Source organism: Aestuariivirga sp. (genome assembly GCF_046093005.1).
Classification (GTDB): domain Bacteria; phylum Pseudomonadota; class Alphaproteobacteria; order Rhizobiales; family Aestuariivirgaceae; genus Aestuariivirga.
In genome coordinates this window covers 47851-63342 of record NZ_JBJTER010000174.1, presented here as the reverse complement: position 1 = coordinate 63342, position 15492 = coordinate 47851, and the positions used below count along the sequence as shown (strand labels likewise).

The 15492-nt window shown below is 65.9% G+C and carries 14 protein-coding genes; 5 read left to right on the top strand and 9 right to left on the bottom strand.

Features of this window, described 5'->3' with window-relative positions:
* The 3 genes from tsaE to ahcY form a co-directional block, all read right to left on the bottom strand.
* Nucleotides 1-1185, bottom strand: a 1185-nt coding sequence (gene tsaE / locus ACKOED_RS15050) for a tRNA (adenosine(37)-N6)-threonylcarbamoyltransferase complex ATPase subunit type 1 TsaE (protein WP_408917435.1), incomplete at its 3' end; no start/stop codon positions are given.
* Nucleotides 1186-1190: 5 nt separating this feature from the next.
* A complete protein-coding gene (locus tag ACKOED_RS15045; RefSeq protein ID WP_408917434.1) occupies nucleotides 1191-3563 on the bottom strand; it encodes an ATP-binding protein in 2373 nt (790 codons plus the stop codon).
* A gap of 100 nt (nucleotides 3564-3663) precedes the next feature.
* Complete coding sequence (ahcY, locus tag ACKOED_RS15040) at nucleotides 3664-5073, bottom strand: adenosylhomocysteinase (RefSeq protein WP_408917433.1); 1410 nt, start codon at nucleotides 5071-5073, stop codon at nucleotides 3664-3666.
* Nucleotides 5074-5204: 131 nt separating this feature from the next.
* Here ahcY and ACKOED_RS15035 point away from each other — a divergent pair, with 131 nt between their 5' ends.
* Nucleotides 5205-6629, top strand: coding sequence for a protein adenylyltransferase SelO (locus ACKOED_RS15035; protein ID WP_408917432.1), 1425 nt, complete (start codon nucleotides 5205-5207; stop codon nucleotides 6627-6629).
* 118 nt (nucleotides 6630-6747) lie between these two features.
* Here ACKOED_RS15035 and ACKOED_RS15030 read toward each other — a convergent pair whose 3' ends face one another.
* From ACKOED_RS15030 to ACKOED_RS15010, 5 genes are all read right to left on the bottom strand, one after another.
* Nucleotides 6748-7041: an HPr family phosphocarrier protein gene (locus tag ACKOED_RS15030; protein WP_408917431.1), complete on the bottom strand. Its 294-nt coding sequence runs from the start codon at nucleotides 7039-7041 to the stop codon at nucleotides 6748-6750.
* Nucleotides 7038-7436: a PTS sugar transporter subunit IIA gene (locus tag ACKOED_RS15025; protein ID WP_408917430.1), complete on the bottom strand. Its 399-nt coding sequence runs from the start codon at nucleotides 7434-7436 to the stop codon at nucleotides 7038-7040. Before ACKOED_RS15025 ends, ACKOED_RS15030 begins: the two co-directional genes overlap by 4 nt.
* A 78-nt stretch (nucleotides 7437-7514) precedes the next feature.
* The gene (locus tag ACKOED_RS15020; RefSeq protein WP_408917429.1) at nucleotides 7515-7979 is read right to left on the bottom strand and encodes an HPr kinase/phosphorylase; all 465 of its coding nucleotides are present in this window, start codon (nucleotides 7977-7979) and stop codon (nucleotides 7515-7517) included.
* The gene (locus ACKOED_RS15015) at nucleotides 7972-9765 is read right to left on the bottom strand and encodes a stimulus-sensing domain-containing protein (protein ID WP_408917428.1); all 1794 of its coding nucleotides are present in this window, start codon (nucleotides 9763-9765) and stop codon (nucleotides 7972-7974) included. Before ACKOED_RS15015 ends, ACKOED_RS15020 begins: the two co-directional genes overlap by 8 nt.
* 32 nt (nucleotides 9766-9797) lie before the next feature.
* On the bottom strand, nucleotides 9798-10496 hold the full coding sequence (locus ACKOED_RS15010) for a response regulator transcription factor (RefSeq protein ID WP_408917436.1): 699 nt from the start codon (nucleotides 10494-10496) through the stop codon (nucleotides 9798-9800).
* A 108-nt stretch (nucleotides 10497-10604) separates the two neighbouring features.
* Here ACKOED_RS15010 and ACKOED_RS15005 point away from each other — a divergent pair, with 108 nt between their 5' ends.
* From ACKOED_RS15005 to ACKOED_RS14990, 4 genes are all read left to right on the top strand, one after another.
* The gene (locus tag ACKOED_RS15005; RefSeq protein WP_408917427.1) at nucleotides 10605-11336 is read left to right on the top strand and encodes a HugZ family protein; all 732 of its coding nucleotides are present in this window, start codon (nucleotides 10605-10607) and stop codon (nucleotides 11334-11336) included.
* Nucleotides 11333-11776, top strand: coding sequence for an RpiB/LacA/LacB family sugar-phosphate isomerase (locus ACKOED_RS15000; RefSeq protein ID WP_408917426.1), 444 nt, complete (start codon nucleotides 11333-11335; stop codon nucleotides 11774-11776). Before ACKOED_RS15005 ends, ACKOED_RS15000 begins: the two co-directional genes overlap by 4 nt.
* The gene (locus tag ACKOED_RS14995; RefSeq protein ID WP_408917425.1) at nucleotides 11773-12918 is read left to right on the top strand and encodes an acyl-CoA dehydrogenase family protein; all 1146 of its coding nucleotides are present in this window, start codon (nucleotides 11773-11775) and stop codon (nucleotides 12916-12918) included. The genes ACKOED_RS15000 and ACKOED_RS14995 overlap by 4 nt, the downstream gene beginning before the upstream one ends.
* A gap of 114 nt (nucleotides 12919-13032) precedes the next feature.
* The gene (locus tag ACKOED_RS14990) at nucleotides 13033-13854 is read left to right on the top strand and encodes a MaoC family dehydratase N-terminal domain-containing protein (RefSeq protein ID WP_408917424.1); all 822 of its coding nucleotides are present in this window, start codon (nucleotides 13033-13035) and stop codon (nucleotides 13852-13854) included.
* Here ACKOED_RS14990 and ACKOED_RS14985 read toward each other — a convergent pair.
* Nucleotides 13834-15450 carry an alpha-D-glucose phosphate-specific phosphoglucomutase gene (locus ACKOED_RS14985; RefSeq protein ID WP_408917423.1) on the bottom strand — a complete coding sequence of 539 codons (1617 nt, stop codon included), beginning with the start codon at nucleotides 15448-15450 and terminating at the stop codon, nucleotides 13834-13836. The two genes, ACKOED_RS14990 and ACKOED_RS14985, sit on opposite strands and share 21 nt — an antisense overlap.
* Nucleotides 15451-15492 lie beyond the last annotated feature (42 nt).

Genomic DNA, 15492 nt, shown 5'->3' with positions numbered 1-15492 from the left:
GGCAAGGTCATAGGCCGGATGGCCCATCAGGCAATCCTGGGTATCGATGATGCCCACCCGCCCGAGGCCCCGCCGGTCCGGCAGCCACAGCAGATTGGGCGAGTGATAATCGCGCAGCACCCAGACCGGCTTTTCCGCCTGGGTGAGCGGGAGCAAGTCCCGCCAAAGCGCCTCGAAGTCGCGGCGGCTTTCCGGCGAAATCTCGCTCCCTGTCACATAGGGCCAGAACCACGACGGCAGGAGATCGGCTTCGATCATCTGCGCCGCGATGTCATAGGGCGGAACACGATAGAGCTGGCCGTCGAGCGGAACCGCGGCTGGCCAGTCACGGCCCGCCATGTCGGCGAGCACGGCCACGGCCTCCCGCATCGGTTCGGTCATGTCCTGGCCGCCGCGCATCATCGCGCCATAGACGTTGCGTCCGAGATCCTCGATCACCGCGAGGCCTTTTTCCAGCTCATAGGCTTCGATGCGGGGCGCGCTGTAGCCACATCCGGTCAGCACGCCGTTGACCGCGATCACCGCGCGGATGTTCTCCGCGAGATGGGCGATGGCGCTGTAGGGCTTGCCGTCCTTCACGGGAGGCCCATCGGGCCTGGCTGGCATGTCCATCAGGATCGCCGGCTCGCCCGGCATCTCAAGCGTCTCATAGCGGCGGAACGAAGCATCACCCTCGAGAAAACAGCGGCGGGCCGCGGCCCAGCGGGTGTGGCTGAGAAACCGGCGGATCGCTTCGTTGCGGGTGAGCGCCTGCGCCCAGGCGCCTGACGCGGTGATCGTGGCCTCGCGGACCTCGCCGGTTCCCGACAGGGTGATCAGCAGCCGGTCCGCGAGAGGCCAGTCGATGATCTTTTCCGGCCACTCGACCAGCAACAGGCGCGCGCCGAGGTACTCATCGAGGCCGAGCTCCCGAAGATCCCGCGCGGCGGCGATGCGGTAGAGATCGGCATGGGCCACCGGCACCCGGGTCTCGTCATAGGTGAGGACGAGGTTGAAGGTGGGGCTTGGCACCTCGAGGCCCTGATCGCCGGCCAGCGCCCGGATGAAGGCGCGGGCGAAGGTCGATTTGCCAGCGCCCAGATCGCCCTCAAGCAACACCGCGAGGCCGGGACGCGCGAACATCGCGAGCTCGGCGGCGAAGGCCTCGAGGTCTTCAGCGCTGTCGAAACGGCGGATCATCTGCATGGCGGTCAGGCGGTCTTCCGGCCGTCGCGCGGGTTGAAGCTGCGCTGCGGCGGCGCGGGCCCGTCGAGCGGGAAGCTGCATAGGACCGTGGTTCCCTGGTTGATCTTGGAGAGCAGCGAGACCTGCCCCTCGTGGAGCTCCACAAAGCTCTTGACGATGGCAAGACCAAGGCCGGGGCCGCGATGGCCGCCGGGAACGGAACGCGACTGGAAACGGTCGAACACGTGTTTCTGGAATTCGGGGTCGATGCCGGGGCCCTGGTCGGAGACCCAAAGCTGCAGCTGGCCGCGCGCCTGCCGCGCCCCGATGCGGATCTTGGCGCCGCGTTCGGAGAAGCCGATGGCGTTCGACAGCAGGTTGGCGAGAATCTGCTCGACCCGTTTCGGGTCGGCGACGAAATCGGTGACATCGGCGCCGACCTCGATGTTGAGCGTCAGATCGCGTTCGTCGATGGCCGGCGTGAATTTCACCGCGACCTGCTCGAGGAGATCGGTCACGTTGACGCGCTCGAGCTTCAGTTCGAGGGCTCCGGCGTCGATCGCCGTGAGATCGATGATGGCGTCGATGATGGTCTTGAGGTCGATCGCGGACTTGCGGATGTCGCGCACATAGTCCTGCTGCTTGCGGTTGAGATCGCCCATCAGCCCCAGTTGCAGGCTTTCGGCGAAGCCCATGATGCTGGTGAGCGGCGTTCTGATCTCATAGGATACATTTGAGAGGAACATGTTCTTCAGGCGGTCGGCGGCTTCCAGCGCGTCGGCGCGTTCGCGCAGCGCCCGCTCCATGCGCGCCGAATCGGTGACATCGACGAAGGTCAGCAGGGTGTTGCCGTCTGGCAGCGGCACCGCCACGAACTGGATGATGCGGTCGAGGACCGGGATCTTGCCGCTGACCGGCTTGCGCTCGGAATCGAGCCTGGTCACGCTGTAGCGCACCTCGTCCCAGGACCGGGCGTCAGCGGCGAGCTGGCGGCCGTGGCGGGCGAGATCCTCGATATGCGGTTCGGTGGCGAGGAAGGCGGGGTCAAGCTGCCAGAAGCGCGCGAAGGCGGGATTGAACAGCTTCAGATTTCCATCCGAGCCCAGCAGCGCGATGCCTTCCTCGAGATTGTCGAGCGTTTCGCGCTGCACGCCGATCAATTCATTGTAGCGGCTTTCGAGGCGCAGCTCGTCGGTGACATTCTCGTAGAGATAGGTGACGCCGCCGAACGGATGCTGTTCGCAGACCACATGAAGGGTGCGGCCATCGGGCAGGTGCCACCAGGACTCGCGGGGTTCCAGCGTGGTGTAGGCGGTGAGCTGCTTCGCCTTCCACTCGCGGTAGTTGGCCTGCTCGGGCAGGCAGCGCTGGCTTCTCAGCGCATCGAGGATTTCGCCATCGGTGGGATGGGTGTCGAGCCAGTTCGCGTCGAGCGGCCATAACGCCGCGAAGGCGGCGTTGTGAAACCGCAGCCGCTGGTCCGGCCCGAAGATGGCGATCGCCGTGTCGAGCTTGTTCAGGGTCGAGGTATGGGCCTTGATGTGGCGGTCAAGTTCCTTCTCGGCATTCTCCAGTGCCGTCGTGTCGATGGCGAAGCCGGCGGCGCCGCCGGCCGCCGGGCCCTGCCCCACGGGGCGCGCCCGCATGACGCCGCCGACCACCGCATGGATTCGGGCTTCGCCGCCAGGACGTGTTTTCTCGGGAATGGCCGAACCGGCAATCTCAACGCCGCGGGCTACCGCCGTCTCGCCGTCGGGCGCATCGACCGCCGCCGCATAGCTCTTGTTGGCCCACACCAGCTTGCCGTCCGGGGCTCTGAGCCAGACCGGCAGCGGCGCGGCATCAAGAATGGCCCGCAACCGTTCGGCTTCCCGGCCGCGGCTCAGCGCTTCCTGGGACAGGGCGGCAATGTTGCGCCGTTCTCCGGCCAGCGGCCGGATGCGCAGCGTGGCGAAGCCGCCGGCGGTGCGGCCATCGGCCTCCAGCAACTCGCCGGACCCGGTGGCGATGCCGATGTTGAAGGCAGTGCCCTCATGGCGCAGGCCTTCGAGGCAGCCTGCAAGCACGCTGGCGGAATCGGGGGTCAGCCAGGCCGGGAAATCGAGAAGCTGCTCGCGCGGCGGCAGAAGCCCGGCCAGCCCATGCATGTTGCCCAGGATACGGTCAGGCTTCCCGGCGCCGCCGCGCCAGATCAGCAGCACATGCGCCTCGGCGGCAAGCGCCGCCTCGGCCTCGTTGAGGCGGAGTTCGAGATCGGCGGCCCGCCGCCGCGCCTCGTCTTCGCCGCGCGCCAGGCGGCGCAGGCTCCACATCGCCCAGCAGAACACCCCGATCAACGCCAGAACCGCAGTCAGGGCGATCGGATCGCCCGCCAGGCTGTTGCCGAAACCGGCGTTCATGTTTTCTCCGGTCAAAATGCCGGGATGGCGCACGAATCAGCGCGTCATCCGCCCCGCTCTTCCTATAGCGAAAAGCGGGGTGCGCCGGAATCCACCAATCTCAGTAGCGGTAGTAATCCGGCTTGAACGGACCCTGCGGGGCAACGCCGATATAGGCCGCCTGGTCGTCCTTCAGCCTGGTGAGCTTGACGCCCAGCTTTTCCAGGTGCAGGCGGGCCACCTTCTCATCGAGGTGCTTGGGCAGCACATAGACCTCGTTCCTGTATTTGTCGGTGCCGGCCGAGGAGAACAGCTCGATCTGCGCCAGGGTCTGATTGGTGAAGGAGGCGGACATCACGAAGCTGGGGTGGCCGGTGGCGTTGCCGAGATTCACCAGCCGCCCCTGCGACAGCAGGATGACGCGGGCGCCCGACGGCATCTGGATCATGTCGACCTGCGGCTTGATGTTGGTCCACTTGAAGTTCCGGAGCTCGGAGACCTGGATCTCATTGTCGAAATGGCCAATGTTGCAGACGATGGCCATGTCCTTCATCTGCTTCATGTGATCGACGGTGATCACGTCCTTGTTGCCGGTGGCGGTGACGAAGATGTCAGCGGTTCCCACCACGTCCTCGATGGTCTGGACCTGGAAACCGTCCATGGCGGCCTGCAGGGCGCAGATCGGATCAACCTCGGTGACGATGACGCGGGCGCCAGAGCCCTTGAGCGAGGCCGCCGAGCCCTTGCCGACATCGCCGTAGCCGCAGACCACGGCCACCTTGCCGGCCATCATCACGTCGGTGCCGCGGCGGATCGCGTCGACGAGGGATTCGCGGCAGCCATATTTGTTATCGAACTTCGACTTGGTGACGCTGTCGTTGACGTTGATCGCCGGGAACGGCAGCTCGCCCTTCTTCTGCAGCTCATAAAGGCGGTGAACGCCGGTGGTGGTCTCCTCCGAGACGCCCTTGATGGCCGCCTTGACGGTGTCGAACCAGCCCGGCTGCTCCTTGATGCGCTTCTGGATGGCGGCGAAGAGATATTCCTCCTCCTCGCTCTTCGGATGGGCGATGAGGCTCGGCTCCTTCTCGGCCTTGGAGCCGAGCAGGATGTAGAGCGTGGCGTCGCCGCCGTCATCGAGGATCATGTTGGAGGGGCGGCTGTCCGGCCAGTCGAAGATCCGGGCGGTGAAATCCCAGTAGTCCTTGAGGCTCTCGCCCTTGAAGGCGAAGACCGGAATGCCGGCGGCGGCGATCGCCGCGGCGGCATGGTCCTGGGTGGAGAAGATGTTGCAGGAGGCCCAGCGGACCTCGGCGCCGAGCGCCGCCAGCGTCTCGATCAGCACCGCGGTCTGGATGGTCATGTGCAGCGAGCCCGAAATGCGGGCGCCGCGCAGGGGCTGCAGCGCCTTGTATTCGGCGCGGGTGGCCATCAGGCCCGGCATCTCGACCTCCGCCATGTCGATTTCCTTGCGGCCCCAATCGGCCAGCTTGATATCGGCAACGTGGTAGTCGTGTTGGGCGCGGGTCATGGCTTGTCCTCGGTTAATGCTGGTTTCGCGGGGCCTATAGCAGCAGTCCGCCGCCCTGTCCACGCAGACATAAAGAATTCTTTATATTCTCTTTCCAACCTGTCACGGCGGTTTGCGCCTATATTGGGCCCATGACCGCGACCATCGCCTTCGACAACAGTTACGCCCGGCTGCCCGGCAGCCTGTTCCGGCCGGTATTGCCGACCCCGGTTGAAGCCCCCCGGCTGATCCGCGTGAACGAGGGCCTTGCCCGCGAGCTCGGGATCGACCCCGCCGCCCTGACCGCCGACTTGGCGGTGGGCAATGCGCTGCCGGACGGGTCTGCGCCGCTGGCCCAGGCCTATGCCGGCCACCAGTTCGGCCATTTCGTGCCGCAGCTGGGCGATGGCCGGGCGATCCTGCTGGGCGAGGTGGTGGACCGCCTTGGCCGCCGCCGCGACATCCAGCTGAAGGGCGCGGGCCCCACGCCATTCTCCCGCCGCGGCGACGGGCGGGCGGCACTTGGGCCGGTCTTGCGCGAATATCTGGTGAGCGAGGCCATGCATGCCCAGGGCATTCCCACCACCCGGGCGCTGATGGCGGCCACCACCGGCGAGAAGGTCTACCGCGAGGCGGCATTGCCCGGCGCGGTGCTGACACGCGTGGCGGCCAGCCACATCCGGGTGGGCACCTTCCAGTTCTTCGCGGTGCGGCAGGACCGGGACTCGCTCGATGCATTGGTGGCGCATGTGATCGACCGGCACTATCCGGCCATCGCCGGCGCGGAGAACAGGGCTTTGGCCCTGCTCGATAGGGTGATGGAGGCCCAGGCGGCGCTGGTGGCGCGCTGGGTGCAGACCGGCTTCATCCATGGCGTGATGAACACCGACAACATGAGCGTTTCCGGCGAGACCATCGACTATGGCCCCTGCGCCTTCATGGACGCCTATTACCCGGAGACGGTGTTCAGCTCGATCGACGAATATGGCCGCTATGCCTATGCCAACCAGCCAGGCATCGCGCAGTGGAACCTGGCGCGCTTCGCCGAAACCCTGCTCGGCCTGCTGGATGAGGACCGCGGCCGGGCGATCGCCACCGCCACGGCGCGGATCGAGGCGTTCCCGGCGCTCTATGCCCGCCACTGGGTGGCCGGCTTCCGGCGCAAGATCGGGCTCACCTCGGAGGAAGACGGCGATGCCGCGCTGATCCAGGCGCTGCTCGATGTTATGCAGCAGGCGCGGGCCGATTTCACCCTCACCTTCCGGCGGCTGAGCCTTGGCGAAACGCCGCCGGAACTTGGCGGCTGGCCGGATCTCTGGCGCCAGCGCCTGGCCCGCGACCCGCAAGGCCCGGAGCAGCGCCTGGCGCTGATGCGGTCCGTGAACCCGGCCTATGTTCCGCGCAACCACCTGGTCGAGGCGATGATCGCCGCGGCGGTGGAAAGCCAGGATTTCGGCCCCTTCGCCGAGATGCTCCACGTCCTGTCAACGCCTTACGAGGAGCAGCCGGGTGCGGAAGCCTATGCCATGCCGCCCATTGCGCCGGACCCGGCGTACCGGACCTTCTGCGGAACCTGAACAGGTAAAATTTTCCTATTGACTTTTTTCCTATCATATGCCATATGCACGGTCACGCGGACGTGCTTGTGCTGATTGACATTGTGAATTCTTTCTTGGGGCGGGGGCGGCGCCTGCCTCATTCCTCGTCGAAGCGGCTGGCTACCAGCTGAGTGAGCGCCTCGACCGCGGCTTCCGCGTGCGGGCCTCTGGCCTCGACCTGGATGGATGTACCCATCGCCGCGCCGAGCATCATGAGCCCCATGATCGAGGTGGCCGGCACCGACATGCCGTCGCGGCTCACCGTGATCTCGGCATTGAAGCTTTCCGCGCATTTCACGAACTTGGCCGAAGCACGGGCATGAAGGCCGCGCTGGTTGATGATCGCGAGCTCCCGGACGATGGCGCCTGTCGTTTCCCCGGCCAAGGTCATTCTCCGAGCACCTGGCTGGCGACATTGATGTATTTGCGGCCGGCGTCCTGGGCGGCGGCCGCCGCCTTGTCCAGGGCATAGTCCTTGCGCACCCGCGCCAGCTTCACCAGCATCGGCAGGTTCAGCCCCGCCACCACCTCCACCTTGCCGATTTCCAGAAGCGAAATCGCGAGATTGGAGGGCGTGCCGCCAAACATATCGGTGAGGATGATGACGCCCGCCCCGCCGTTCACCCGCGCCACCGCCGCCGCGATGTCGGCGCGGCGCAAGTCCATCTTGTCGTCGGGGCCGATGGCGATGGTCTCGATTGCGGTTTGGGGGCCCACCACATGTTCCAGCGCCGAACGGAATTCCTCGGCCAGGCGGCCGTGGGTGACCAGGACGAGTCCGATCATGATGGTGGTGACGCTCCGCGGTTCCGCCGTTAGGGGAGGCGAACAATGCCCCTATCCCGGTTGCGATGCAATACGGTTTCAGCGTGGTGCGAACTGGTCCAGCGCGGCGCGCAGCCGGGCCGGTGCGGAGGCCGCCCCCGCATCCAGCAAGATCAGCGGCAAGGCGATACCGAGAATGTCCATGCGCGATGCGGCAAGGTCGGGAAGACGCTCGATGTCAGCGGCAGGGGTGAGCCGCACGGCAAGGCGAAGCGTGACTTCCGGCAGGGCGGGAAGCGATGCTATTCCGAGCCCCCTGATCTCGAGCCGGCCGGACAGAACCGCCGGGGCCATGGCGGTAAGGGCTTCACCGATCCTGCAGACTCTGACCTGATCATCCGCCACCAGCCGGGCGCTACGCATCAATCCTGTGAGCCCGCCGCCAGGCTGGTCGATCAGCCGCAGCGCCAGATCGGATTTGCCGGCGCCTGGCTTGCCAAGCAGCAGCACGCCCTCGGCGCCAATGGCGATGCATGTGCCATGGATGAGCGCTTCCTCATGCATGGGCCGCCGGAATCCTCACCGTGAAGCGCGCCCCCAGCACCGGCTTCTCGCCGGCCGCGTCCGGCTTGCCCAGCCGGTTCTCGGCCCAGATGCGGCCGCGATGCGCCTCGACGATCTGTTTCGAGATCGACAGGCCGAGACCCGAATTGGAGCCGAAGCTTCCTTCCGGCCGGTCGGTGTAGAAGCGCTCGAACACCCGTTCGAGATTGTCGGGCCTGATGCCGGGGCCGCTGTCCTCGACGCGGAACTCCACCTCCGGCCCCACCCGTTTTATCCGTACACTGATCATCGTGGCGGGCTTCGTGAAGGAGCGGGCGTTGTCGATCAGATTGCGCGCCACCTGGCCCAGCCGCGAATCATGGCCCATCACGGTGTAGGCGCGGGCCTGATCCATGCCCTGGGGCGGCCTGGCGAGATCGAGTTCCACCTCCGCCTGGCCGGGCTTGCGGGTGTCGTTGGAATAGCTGACGATCGTCTCGAGAAGCTGCGACAGGTCGAAAGCCTGCGCTTCGCCGCGCGCCAGCTCGGCATCGAGCCGCGAGGCATCCGAGATATCGGTGATCAGCCGGTCCAGCCGCTTCACGTCATGCTTGACGATGTCGATCAGCCGCTCGCGCTGTTCCGCGGTCTTGGCGTAGGCCAGCGTCTCGACGGCGCTTCGAAGCGAGGTGAGCGGGTTCTTCAGCTCATGGCTCACATCCGCCGCAAAGGCTTCGATGGCGGCGATGCGGCTGTAGAGCGCATTGGTCATGTCGCGCACCGCGCCGGACAGATCCCCGATCTCGTCGCCGCGGGCGGAGAAATCCGGAATCTCGACGCGCTTGTTGATGCCACGGCGCACCCGCTCGGCGGCGGCCGCCAGCCTGCGCAGCGGCAGGGCAATCGTGGAGGCGAGCAGAATCGAGAGCAAAATGGTGACGAGCGCCACGAAGCCGAAGGTCATCAGCACCACCTGGCGTTCGGCGCGCAGCACGTTGTCGATTTCGCCGCCGGTGGTCGAGAGCGCGAGCGCCCCCAGCACGGCGCGGAAGCGCTGCACCGGAACCGCCACGATCACCACGATCTGCCCGCGGTCGTTGAGCCGCACCAGGCTCACCTTGGCGCCGTTGAGCGCGGCGGCCACTTCCGGAAAGTCCTTGCCATTGTCGATCCCGTAATCGGGCTGTGTGGGGTAATCATAGCTGAAGGTCCAGCTCACCAGCCGGTTCCACAGCGCCGTGGGGCTGAAGCCGCTACCGTCGCTGTTGAGCGGCGGCAGATCGGTTTGCACGATATCGCCGCGGGAATAAAGAAAGCGGCTGTCGACGATCATGTTGCCGTCCTTGTCGATCACCCGGGCGCGGACCGTGGTATCGGCGAGAAGGCGTTTCAGAATTGGTCCGGCGGTTTCCGGATCGATCGGGAAATCCAGGCTGGAGAGCTGGTCCTGCTCGGGCAGCGTCTCATCGGCGGTTTCAGCGAGCGAGTCGGGGTCGATGACGATCGAACCGGTGTCGACGGAAGCCGAGCCCGCCACGGCTGCGGCGATGATCTGCGCCTGGGTGGTGAGGCTCTGCACCCGCGCGTCGATCAGGCCTTGCCGGAACTGATTGAAATAGAGAATGCCGGCGACAAGGATGATCAGGCCGAGCAGGTTGAGCAGAACGATGCGCGCGGTGAGCCGCTGCGATGCCAGACGGCGGAACCAGGCCCGGCGGGGGCGCGCGGTCTTCTCCTCCGCCGCCGCGATGGCGTCTTCGGCATCGGCGCGGTCGGCGGTTTCCGGCGGCATCGTGGTGTCGGACATTGTCGGTTACGGCCCCCCGCGGCCGGGCTGTCCTACTGCTCCTTGAACCGGTAGCCCACGCCGTAGAGCGTCTCGATGGCGTCGAAGTCCGGGTCGACCACGTTGAACTTCTTGCGCAGCCGCTTGATGTGGCTGTCGATGGTGCGGTCATCGACATAGACCTGGTCGTCATAGGCGGCGTCCATCAGCGCATCGCGGCTTTTCACGATGCCAGGGCGCTGGGCGAGCGACTGGAGGATCAGGAATTCCGTCACCGTCAGGGTCACCGGCTTGCCGTCCCAGGTGCAGGAGTGGCGGTCGGGGTCCATGGCGAGCTTGCCGCGCTCGATCACCTTGGCGGCCTCCTGCGGCGCCTGCGTCACGTCACGGCTGGCGGCACGGCGCATCACCGCCTTGACGCGCTCAACCAGCAGGCGCTGCGAGAACGGCTTCTTGATGAAGTCGTCAGCGCCCATCTTGAGGCCGAAGAGTTCATCGATCTCGTCGTCCTTTGAGGTGAGGAAGATCACCGGCAGGTCGGATTTCTGGCGGATGCGGCGCAGAAGCTCCATGCCGTCCATGCGCGGCATCTTGATATCGAAGATGGCCATGTCGGGCGGATTGTCCTGCAGGCCCTGCAGGGCCGCCGCGCCGTCATTATACTTCTGGACGCTGTAGCCCTCGTTCTCCAGCGCCATGCCCACGGATGTGAGAATGTTCCGGTCGTCATCGACCAGGGCGATCGTCGGCATCTTCTTGTTCATCCTTCAACACTGTCCTTGCTGTGGCACTAGGGGCGGAACTGGAACAAAATGTGGCAAGATGATAGGCCTTCCTGACGGGAATTGCGAGGTGGGAAGATGAGCGGACGGAGAAGTTTCAGCGCCGGGGAGGCCCGTAGCCTGCTGAGAAGGGCGCGCACCGCCACGCTCGCCACGCTCAATGCAGACGGAACGCCCTATGCCTCGCTGGTCAATGTGGCGTGTTCCGTGCAGGGCTGGCCGGTGATCCTGATTTCGACGCTGGCCTGGCACACCCGCAACCTGCTGGCGGACCCGCGCGCGAGCCTGATGGCGGCCGAGATTCCGCCCGAGGGCGATGCGCTGACCGGGCCACGGGTCACCATTATGGGCCGGTTCTCGAAAATCGCCCCGGAGGCTGCGGGCCGCCGCTACCTGGCCCGCCACCCCGCCGCCGAACTCTATGCCGGATTTGGCGATTTCGCCTTCTGGCAGATGCAGCCGGAGGCCGCCCATGCGGTGGCCGGTTTCGGCCGCATCGAAACCATGGGCGCTGAGGAAATGTTCCCCGATGCCGCCGAGATCGCGGCTCTGGAGGCCGGCGCCGTTGACCATATGAACGCCGATCATGACGACGCCATCCAGCGATTTGCAGAGAAGCTGCTGGGCGCCGCGCCCGGCGGCTGGCGGATCGCCGCGATCGACCCCGACGGCATGGACCTGCGGCGGGGCGAGGAAACCCGCCGCCTCGACTTTCCCGCTCCCGTGTGGACGGCGGGCGCGCTAAGATCACTGCTGGCCCGGCTGGGCGCTGAAACCAGAGACCCCACAATCGCAGGAGAAACATCATGAAAATCGCCTTGGGCGCCGACAGCGCCGGAAAACCGCTGCTCGACGTGATCGAGGCGCATCTCGCCGCCAGGCCGCAGCACAGCATCGCCAATCTGAGCCAGTCCGGCTTCTATGCCGATCTCGCGGCGGGCCTCGCGCAAAAGGTGAAGGACGGCGAGTTCGACCGTGGCATCCTTATTTGCGGCACCGGCATCGGCGTGTGCATTTCGGCCAACAAGGTGCCGGGGATCCGCGCGGCACTCACCCATGACACCTATTCGGCCGAGCGCGCCGCCAAGTCCAATAATGCCCAGATCATCACCATGGGCGCACGGGTCATCGGGCCGGAACTGGCCAAGGCCATCGTCGACACCTGGCTTGCGTCCGATTTCGACCCGAAGGGACCCTCGGCGGCCAATGTCGAGGCCATCAACCGGCTCGATGGTTCCGCCGGCGCATGAGCCACGCCGAAATCCGCGAGGCGGTGCGCAAGCTGTGCCTTGGCTACCCCGGCGAATACTGGCGGGCGCTGGACCGCGAACGGGCCTATCCGGCAGACTTTGTGGCGGAGCTGACGCGCGCCGGCTTTCTGGCGGCGCTCATTCCGCAGGACTATGGCGGGGCGGGTCTTGGTTTGAGCGCCGCTGCGGCCATTCTCGAGGAAATCCAGGCCTCAGGCTGCAACGGCGCCAGCTGCCATGCTCAGATGTATGTGATGGGCACGCTGCTCCGCCACGGCAGCGAGGACCAGAAGCGCCGCTACCTGCCTGGCATCGCGTCCGGCGCCGTGCGCCTGCAGGCCTTCGCGGTGACCGAGCCCGGAAGCGGCAGCGACACCGCCGCCATCGCCACCACGGCGCGGCGGGAGGGCGATCATTACATCATCCGCGGCGGCAAGATCTGGACCAGCCGGGCGGAACATTCCGATCTCATGCTGCTGCTCGTCCGCACCTCGCCCGCACCGCCGGGCGGCAAGCGCAGCAGCGGCCTTTCGGTGTTTCTCGTCGACATGCATGAGGCGAAGCGAAACGGGCTCAGCATCGATCCGATCCGCACCATGATGAACCATGGAACCACCACGCTGGGCTTCGACGACGTGCCGGTACCGGCGGAGAATCTGATCGGCGCCGAAGGCGAAGGCTTCCGCTACATTCTGTCCGGCATGAACGCCGAGCGCATCCTGATCGCCGCCGAATGCGTGGGCGATGCCCGCTGGTTCATCGAAAAGGCGGCATCCTACGCGAAGGAGCGTGTGGTGTTCGGCAGGCCCATCGGCCAGAACCAGGGCATCCAGTTTCCCATTGCCCGCGCCTACGCCAATATGCGCGCTGCGTCCCTGATGGTGGACGAGGCGCTGCGCCGCTTCGAGGCGGGCGAGCCCTGCGGGGCTGAGGCTAACATGGCCAAGCTGCTGGCCGCCGACGCCAGTTCCGCCGCCGCGGACACCGCGATCCAGACGCATGGCGGCTTTGGTTTCGCGGAGGACTTCGACATTGAGCGCAAGTTCCGCGAGACCAGGCTCTATCAGGTGGCGCCGGTCTCCACCAATCTGATCCTCTCCTATCTGGCCGAGCATGTGCTGGGCCTGCCAAAGTCGTATTAGAGCCTCGGGTGATGAAGTGAACCTGCGGTTCTATCGGCTATCGGCCTTGTGTCTTCTCCCGCAAGCGGGAGAGGACGATTCGGCGCGCGTTCAAATGACCGCTGGATACTCTAGATGACCCAGCACTATCAGGAATGGATTGGCCGCAGCCTTGTCCGCGAGGATGTGGTGACGGCGCGGCTGATGAGCGAATACCGCGCGACCCTCGATCCCTGGCTGTTCGATAATGGCGGTCCGGTATGCCCGCCGGGGTTTCATGCCTGTCTGGCCCCGGCCATTCCCGGCCTTGAAGACACCGGACCCGACGGCGCCGAGCGGAAAGGCCTGTTCCTGCCGCCCATCGCGCTGCCACGCCGCATGTGGGCGGGCGGCATGATCGAGACGCTGCGGCCCTTGCACCTGGGAGAGACGGTGAGGCGCGTCTCGGCCATCGCCGATATTCGTTTCAAGACCGGCGCGTCCGGCCCCTTGTGCCTCATTTCGGTCGATCATGAGATTTCTGGCGAGGCGGGCGTTGCCGTGCGCGAGCGTCAGGACCTGGTGTTTCGCGCGGCCGCAACCAGTGCTGTGGAGACCGGCCCTGAACAGCCGCTTGCCGCCGGCTGGATGGTGGAGGCCTCGCCGCTGCTGCTGTTCCGGTTCTCGGCGATGACCTTCAACGGCCATCGCATTCATTACGATGAGGGCTATGCGCGGTCCGAGGGCTATCCGGGCCTGCTGGTGCATGGGCCGCTTCAGGCGGTGCTGATGCTGAACCTGGCGGCGCGCCGGCGCGGCGCGGTTCCGGTGCGTTTCGAATACCGCTGTCTTGCGCCGCTGCCCGCTGGTGGAAGTTTCGGCGTGGCCTTCGACGCCGCGCATGCCGCCTATCGTGTTCTGCGTTCTGACGGCGTGGTGACGGCGGAAGGCCGCAGCTCAGGTGATCAAATCGGGTGACGTGCGGCCGGTCAGGCGTTCGATGTCAGCTATGCCGCGTGACAGTTTGATGAGCGATGACAGCGCCTGTTGCGTCTCCAGCCCGTGGCGGCTGGCGTCTGGTTCATAGCGTTCGAGATAGACGCGCAGCGTGGCGCCCTCGGTGCCGGTGCCCGACAGGCGGTAGACGATGCGCGAACCGTCCTCGAAGATCAGCCGGATGCCCTGGCCCGCCGAACGCGAACCATCGACCAGATCGTCATAGGCGAAATCGTCCGCCAGCGTGATGCCGTGCTGGCCGGGAAGCGCAACGAGTTTCGCGCGCAGGGCTTTCATCAGCCTGTCAGCGGCGTCCGAAGCGATGGTCTCGTAATCATGGCGGGTATAATAGTTGCGGCCGAATTCGCGCCAGTGCGCCGTGACGATGGCAGCAACACTCTCCCGCCGCCGCGCCAGAATGTTGAGCCACATCAGCACGGCCCACAGCCCGTCCTTCTCGCGCACATGCGAGGAGCCGGTGCCGAAGCTCTCCTCGCCGCACAGCGTGATCAGGCCGGCATCCAGCAGATTGCCGAAGAATTTCCAGCCTGTGGGCGTCTCATAACAGCCGATGCCGAGCTTCCGCGCCACCCGGTCAACCGCGGCGCTGGTCGGCATGGAGCGCGCCACACCGGCCAGGCCCTTCGCATAGCCGGGCGCCAGCGTGGCGTTGGCGGCGATGATGGCGAGCGAGTCCGATGGTGTTACATAAATGCCCTGGCCGATGATCAGATTGCGGTCGCCGTCGCCATCCGAGGCCGCGCCGAACAAAGGGCCATCCGGCGGCATCACACTGTCGACGAGTTCCTTCGCGTGCACCAGATTGGGGTCCGGGTGGTGGCCGCCGAAATCAGGAAGCGGCGTGCCGTTGATCACCGTGCCGCTTGGAAAGCCCAGCATGTCTTCCAGAATGGCCTTCGCATAGGGCCCGGTGATGGCGCTCATGGCGTCGAAGCGCATGGCGAAGCCGGTGCGCACGAGATCGCGCATCGCGTCGAAATCAAAGAGCGATTGCATCAGCGCCGCGTAATCGGCGACGGGGTCAACCACCGCGACGGTCGTGCTGCCAAGCTTGCTCTCTCCGATCCGGCCCAGATCGACAGGCGGTGTATCGGTGATGCGGTAGCTGCTGACCGCGCCCGTCCGGGCGAAGATCGCATCCGTGAGCTTTTCCGGCGCCGGCCCGCCATTGGCGGCGTTGAACTTGATGCCGAAATCGCCGTCTGGCCCGCCGGGATTGTGGCTCGCCGACAGGATGAGCCCACCGAAGGCGCGGTGCTTGCGGATCAAATGCGAGGCGGCGGGCGTCGAGAGGAGGCCGTCCCGCCCCACCAGCACCCGGCCGAAGCCGTTGGCTGCCGCCATGCGGATGGCGGTCTGGATCACCTGATCATTATAGAAACGCCCGTCGCCGCCGATCACCAGGGTCTGGCCGGCATAGCCTTCGAGTACGTCGAAAATCGACTGGATGAAATTCCCGGCATAATGCGGCTGCCGGAATACCGCGACCTTCTTGCGGAGGCCGGAGGTGCCGGGCTTCTGGCCAGGAAACGGCGTGGTGGCAATGGTCAGGATCATGCTGCCTTTGTGAGGGCAGACGCGGCTTTGCGCAAGATGGCT

Coding starts and splice junctions, on each gene's coding strand:
- ACKOED_RS15045 (WP_408917434.1), bottom strand. CDS start 3,563: ATGAACGCCGGTTTCGGCAACAGCCTGGCGGGCGATCCGATCGCCCTG.
- ahcY (WP_408917433.1), bottom strand. CDS start 5,073: ATGACCCGCGCCCAACACGACTACCACGTTGCCGATATCAAGCTGGCC.
- ACKOED_RS15035 (WP_408917432.1), top strand. CDS start 5,205: ATGACCGCGACCATCGCCTTCGACAACAGTTACGCCCGGCTGCCCGGC.
- ACKOED_RS15030 (WP_408917431.1), bottom strand. CDS start 7,041: ATGACCTTGGCCGGGGAAACGACAGGCGCCATCGTCCGGGAGCTCGCG.
- ACKOED_RS15025 (WP_408917430.1), bottom strand. CDS start 7,436: ATGATCGGACTCGTCCTGGTCACCCACGGCCGCCTGGCCGAGGAATTC.
- ACKOED_RS15020 (WP_408917429.1), bottom strand. CDS start 7,979: ATGCATGAGGAAGCGCTCATCCATGGCACATGCATCGCCATTGGCGCC.
- ACKOED_RS15015 (WP_408917428.1), bottom strand. CDS start 9,765: ATGTCCGACACCACGATGCCGCCGGAAACCGCCGACCGCGCCGATGCC.
- ACKOED_RS15010 (WP_408917436.1), bottom strand. CDS start 10,496: ATGCCGACGATCGCCCTGGTCGATGACGACCGGAACATTCTCACATCC.
- ACKOED_RS15005 (WP_408917427.1), top strand. CDS start 10,605: ATGAGCGGACGGAGAAGTTTCAGCGCCGGGGAGGCCCGTAGCCTGCTG.
- ACKOED_RS15000 (WP_408917426.1), top strand. CDS start 11,333: ATGAAAATCGCCTTGGGCGCCGACAGCGCCGGAAAACCGCTGCTCGAC.
- ACKOED_RS14995 (WP_408917425.1), top strand. CDS start 11,773: ATGAGCCACGCCGAAATCCGCGAGGCGGTGCGCAAGCTGTGCCTTGGC.
- ACKOED_RS14990 (WP_408917424.1), top strand. CDS start 13,033: ATGACCCAGCACTATCAGGAATGGATTGGCCGCAGCCTTGTCCGCGAG.
- ACKOED_RS14985 (WP_408917423.1), bottom strand. CDS start 15,450: ATGATCCTGACCATTGCCACCACGCCGTTTCCTGGCCAGAAGCCCGGC.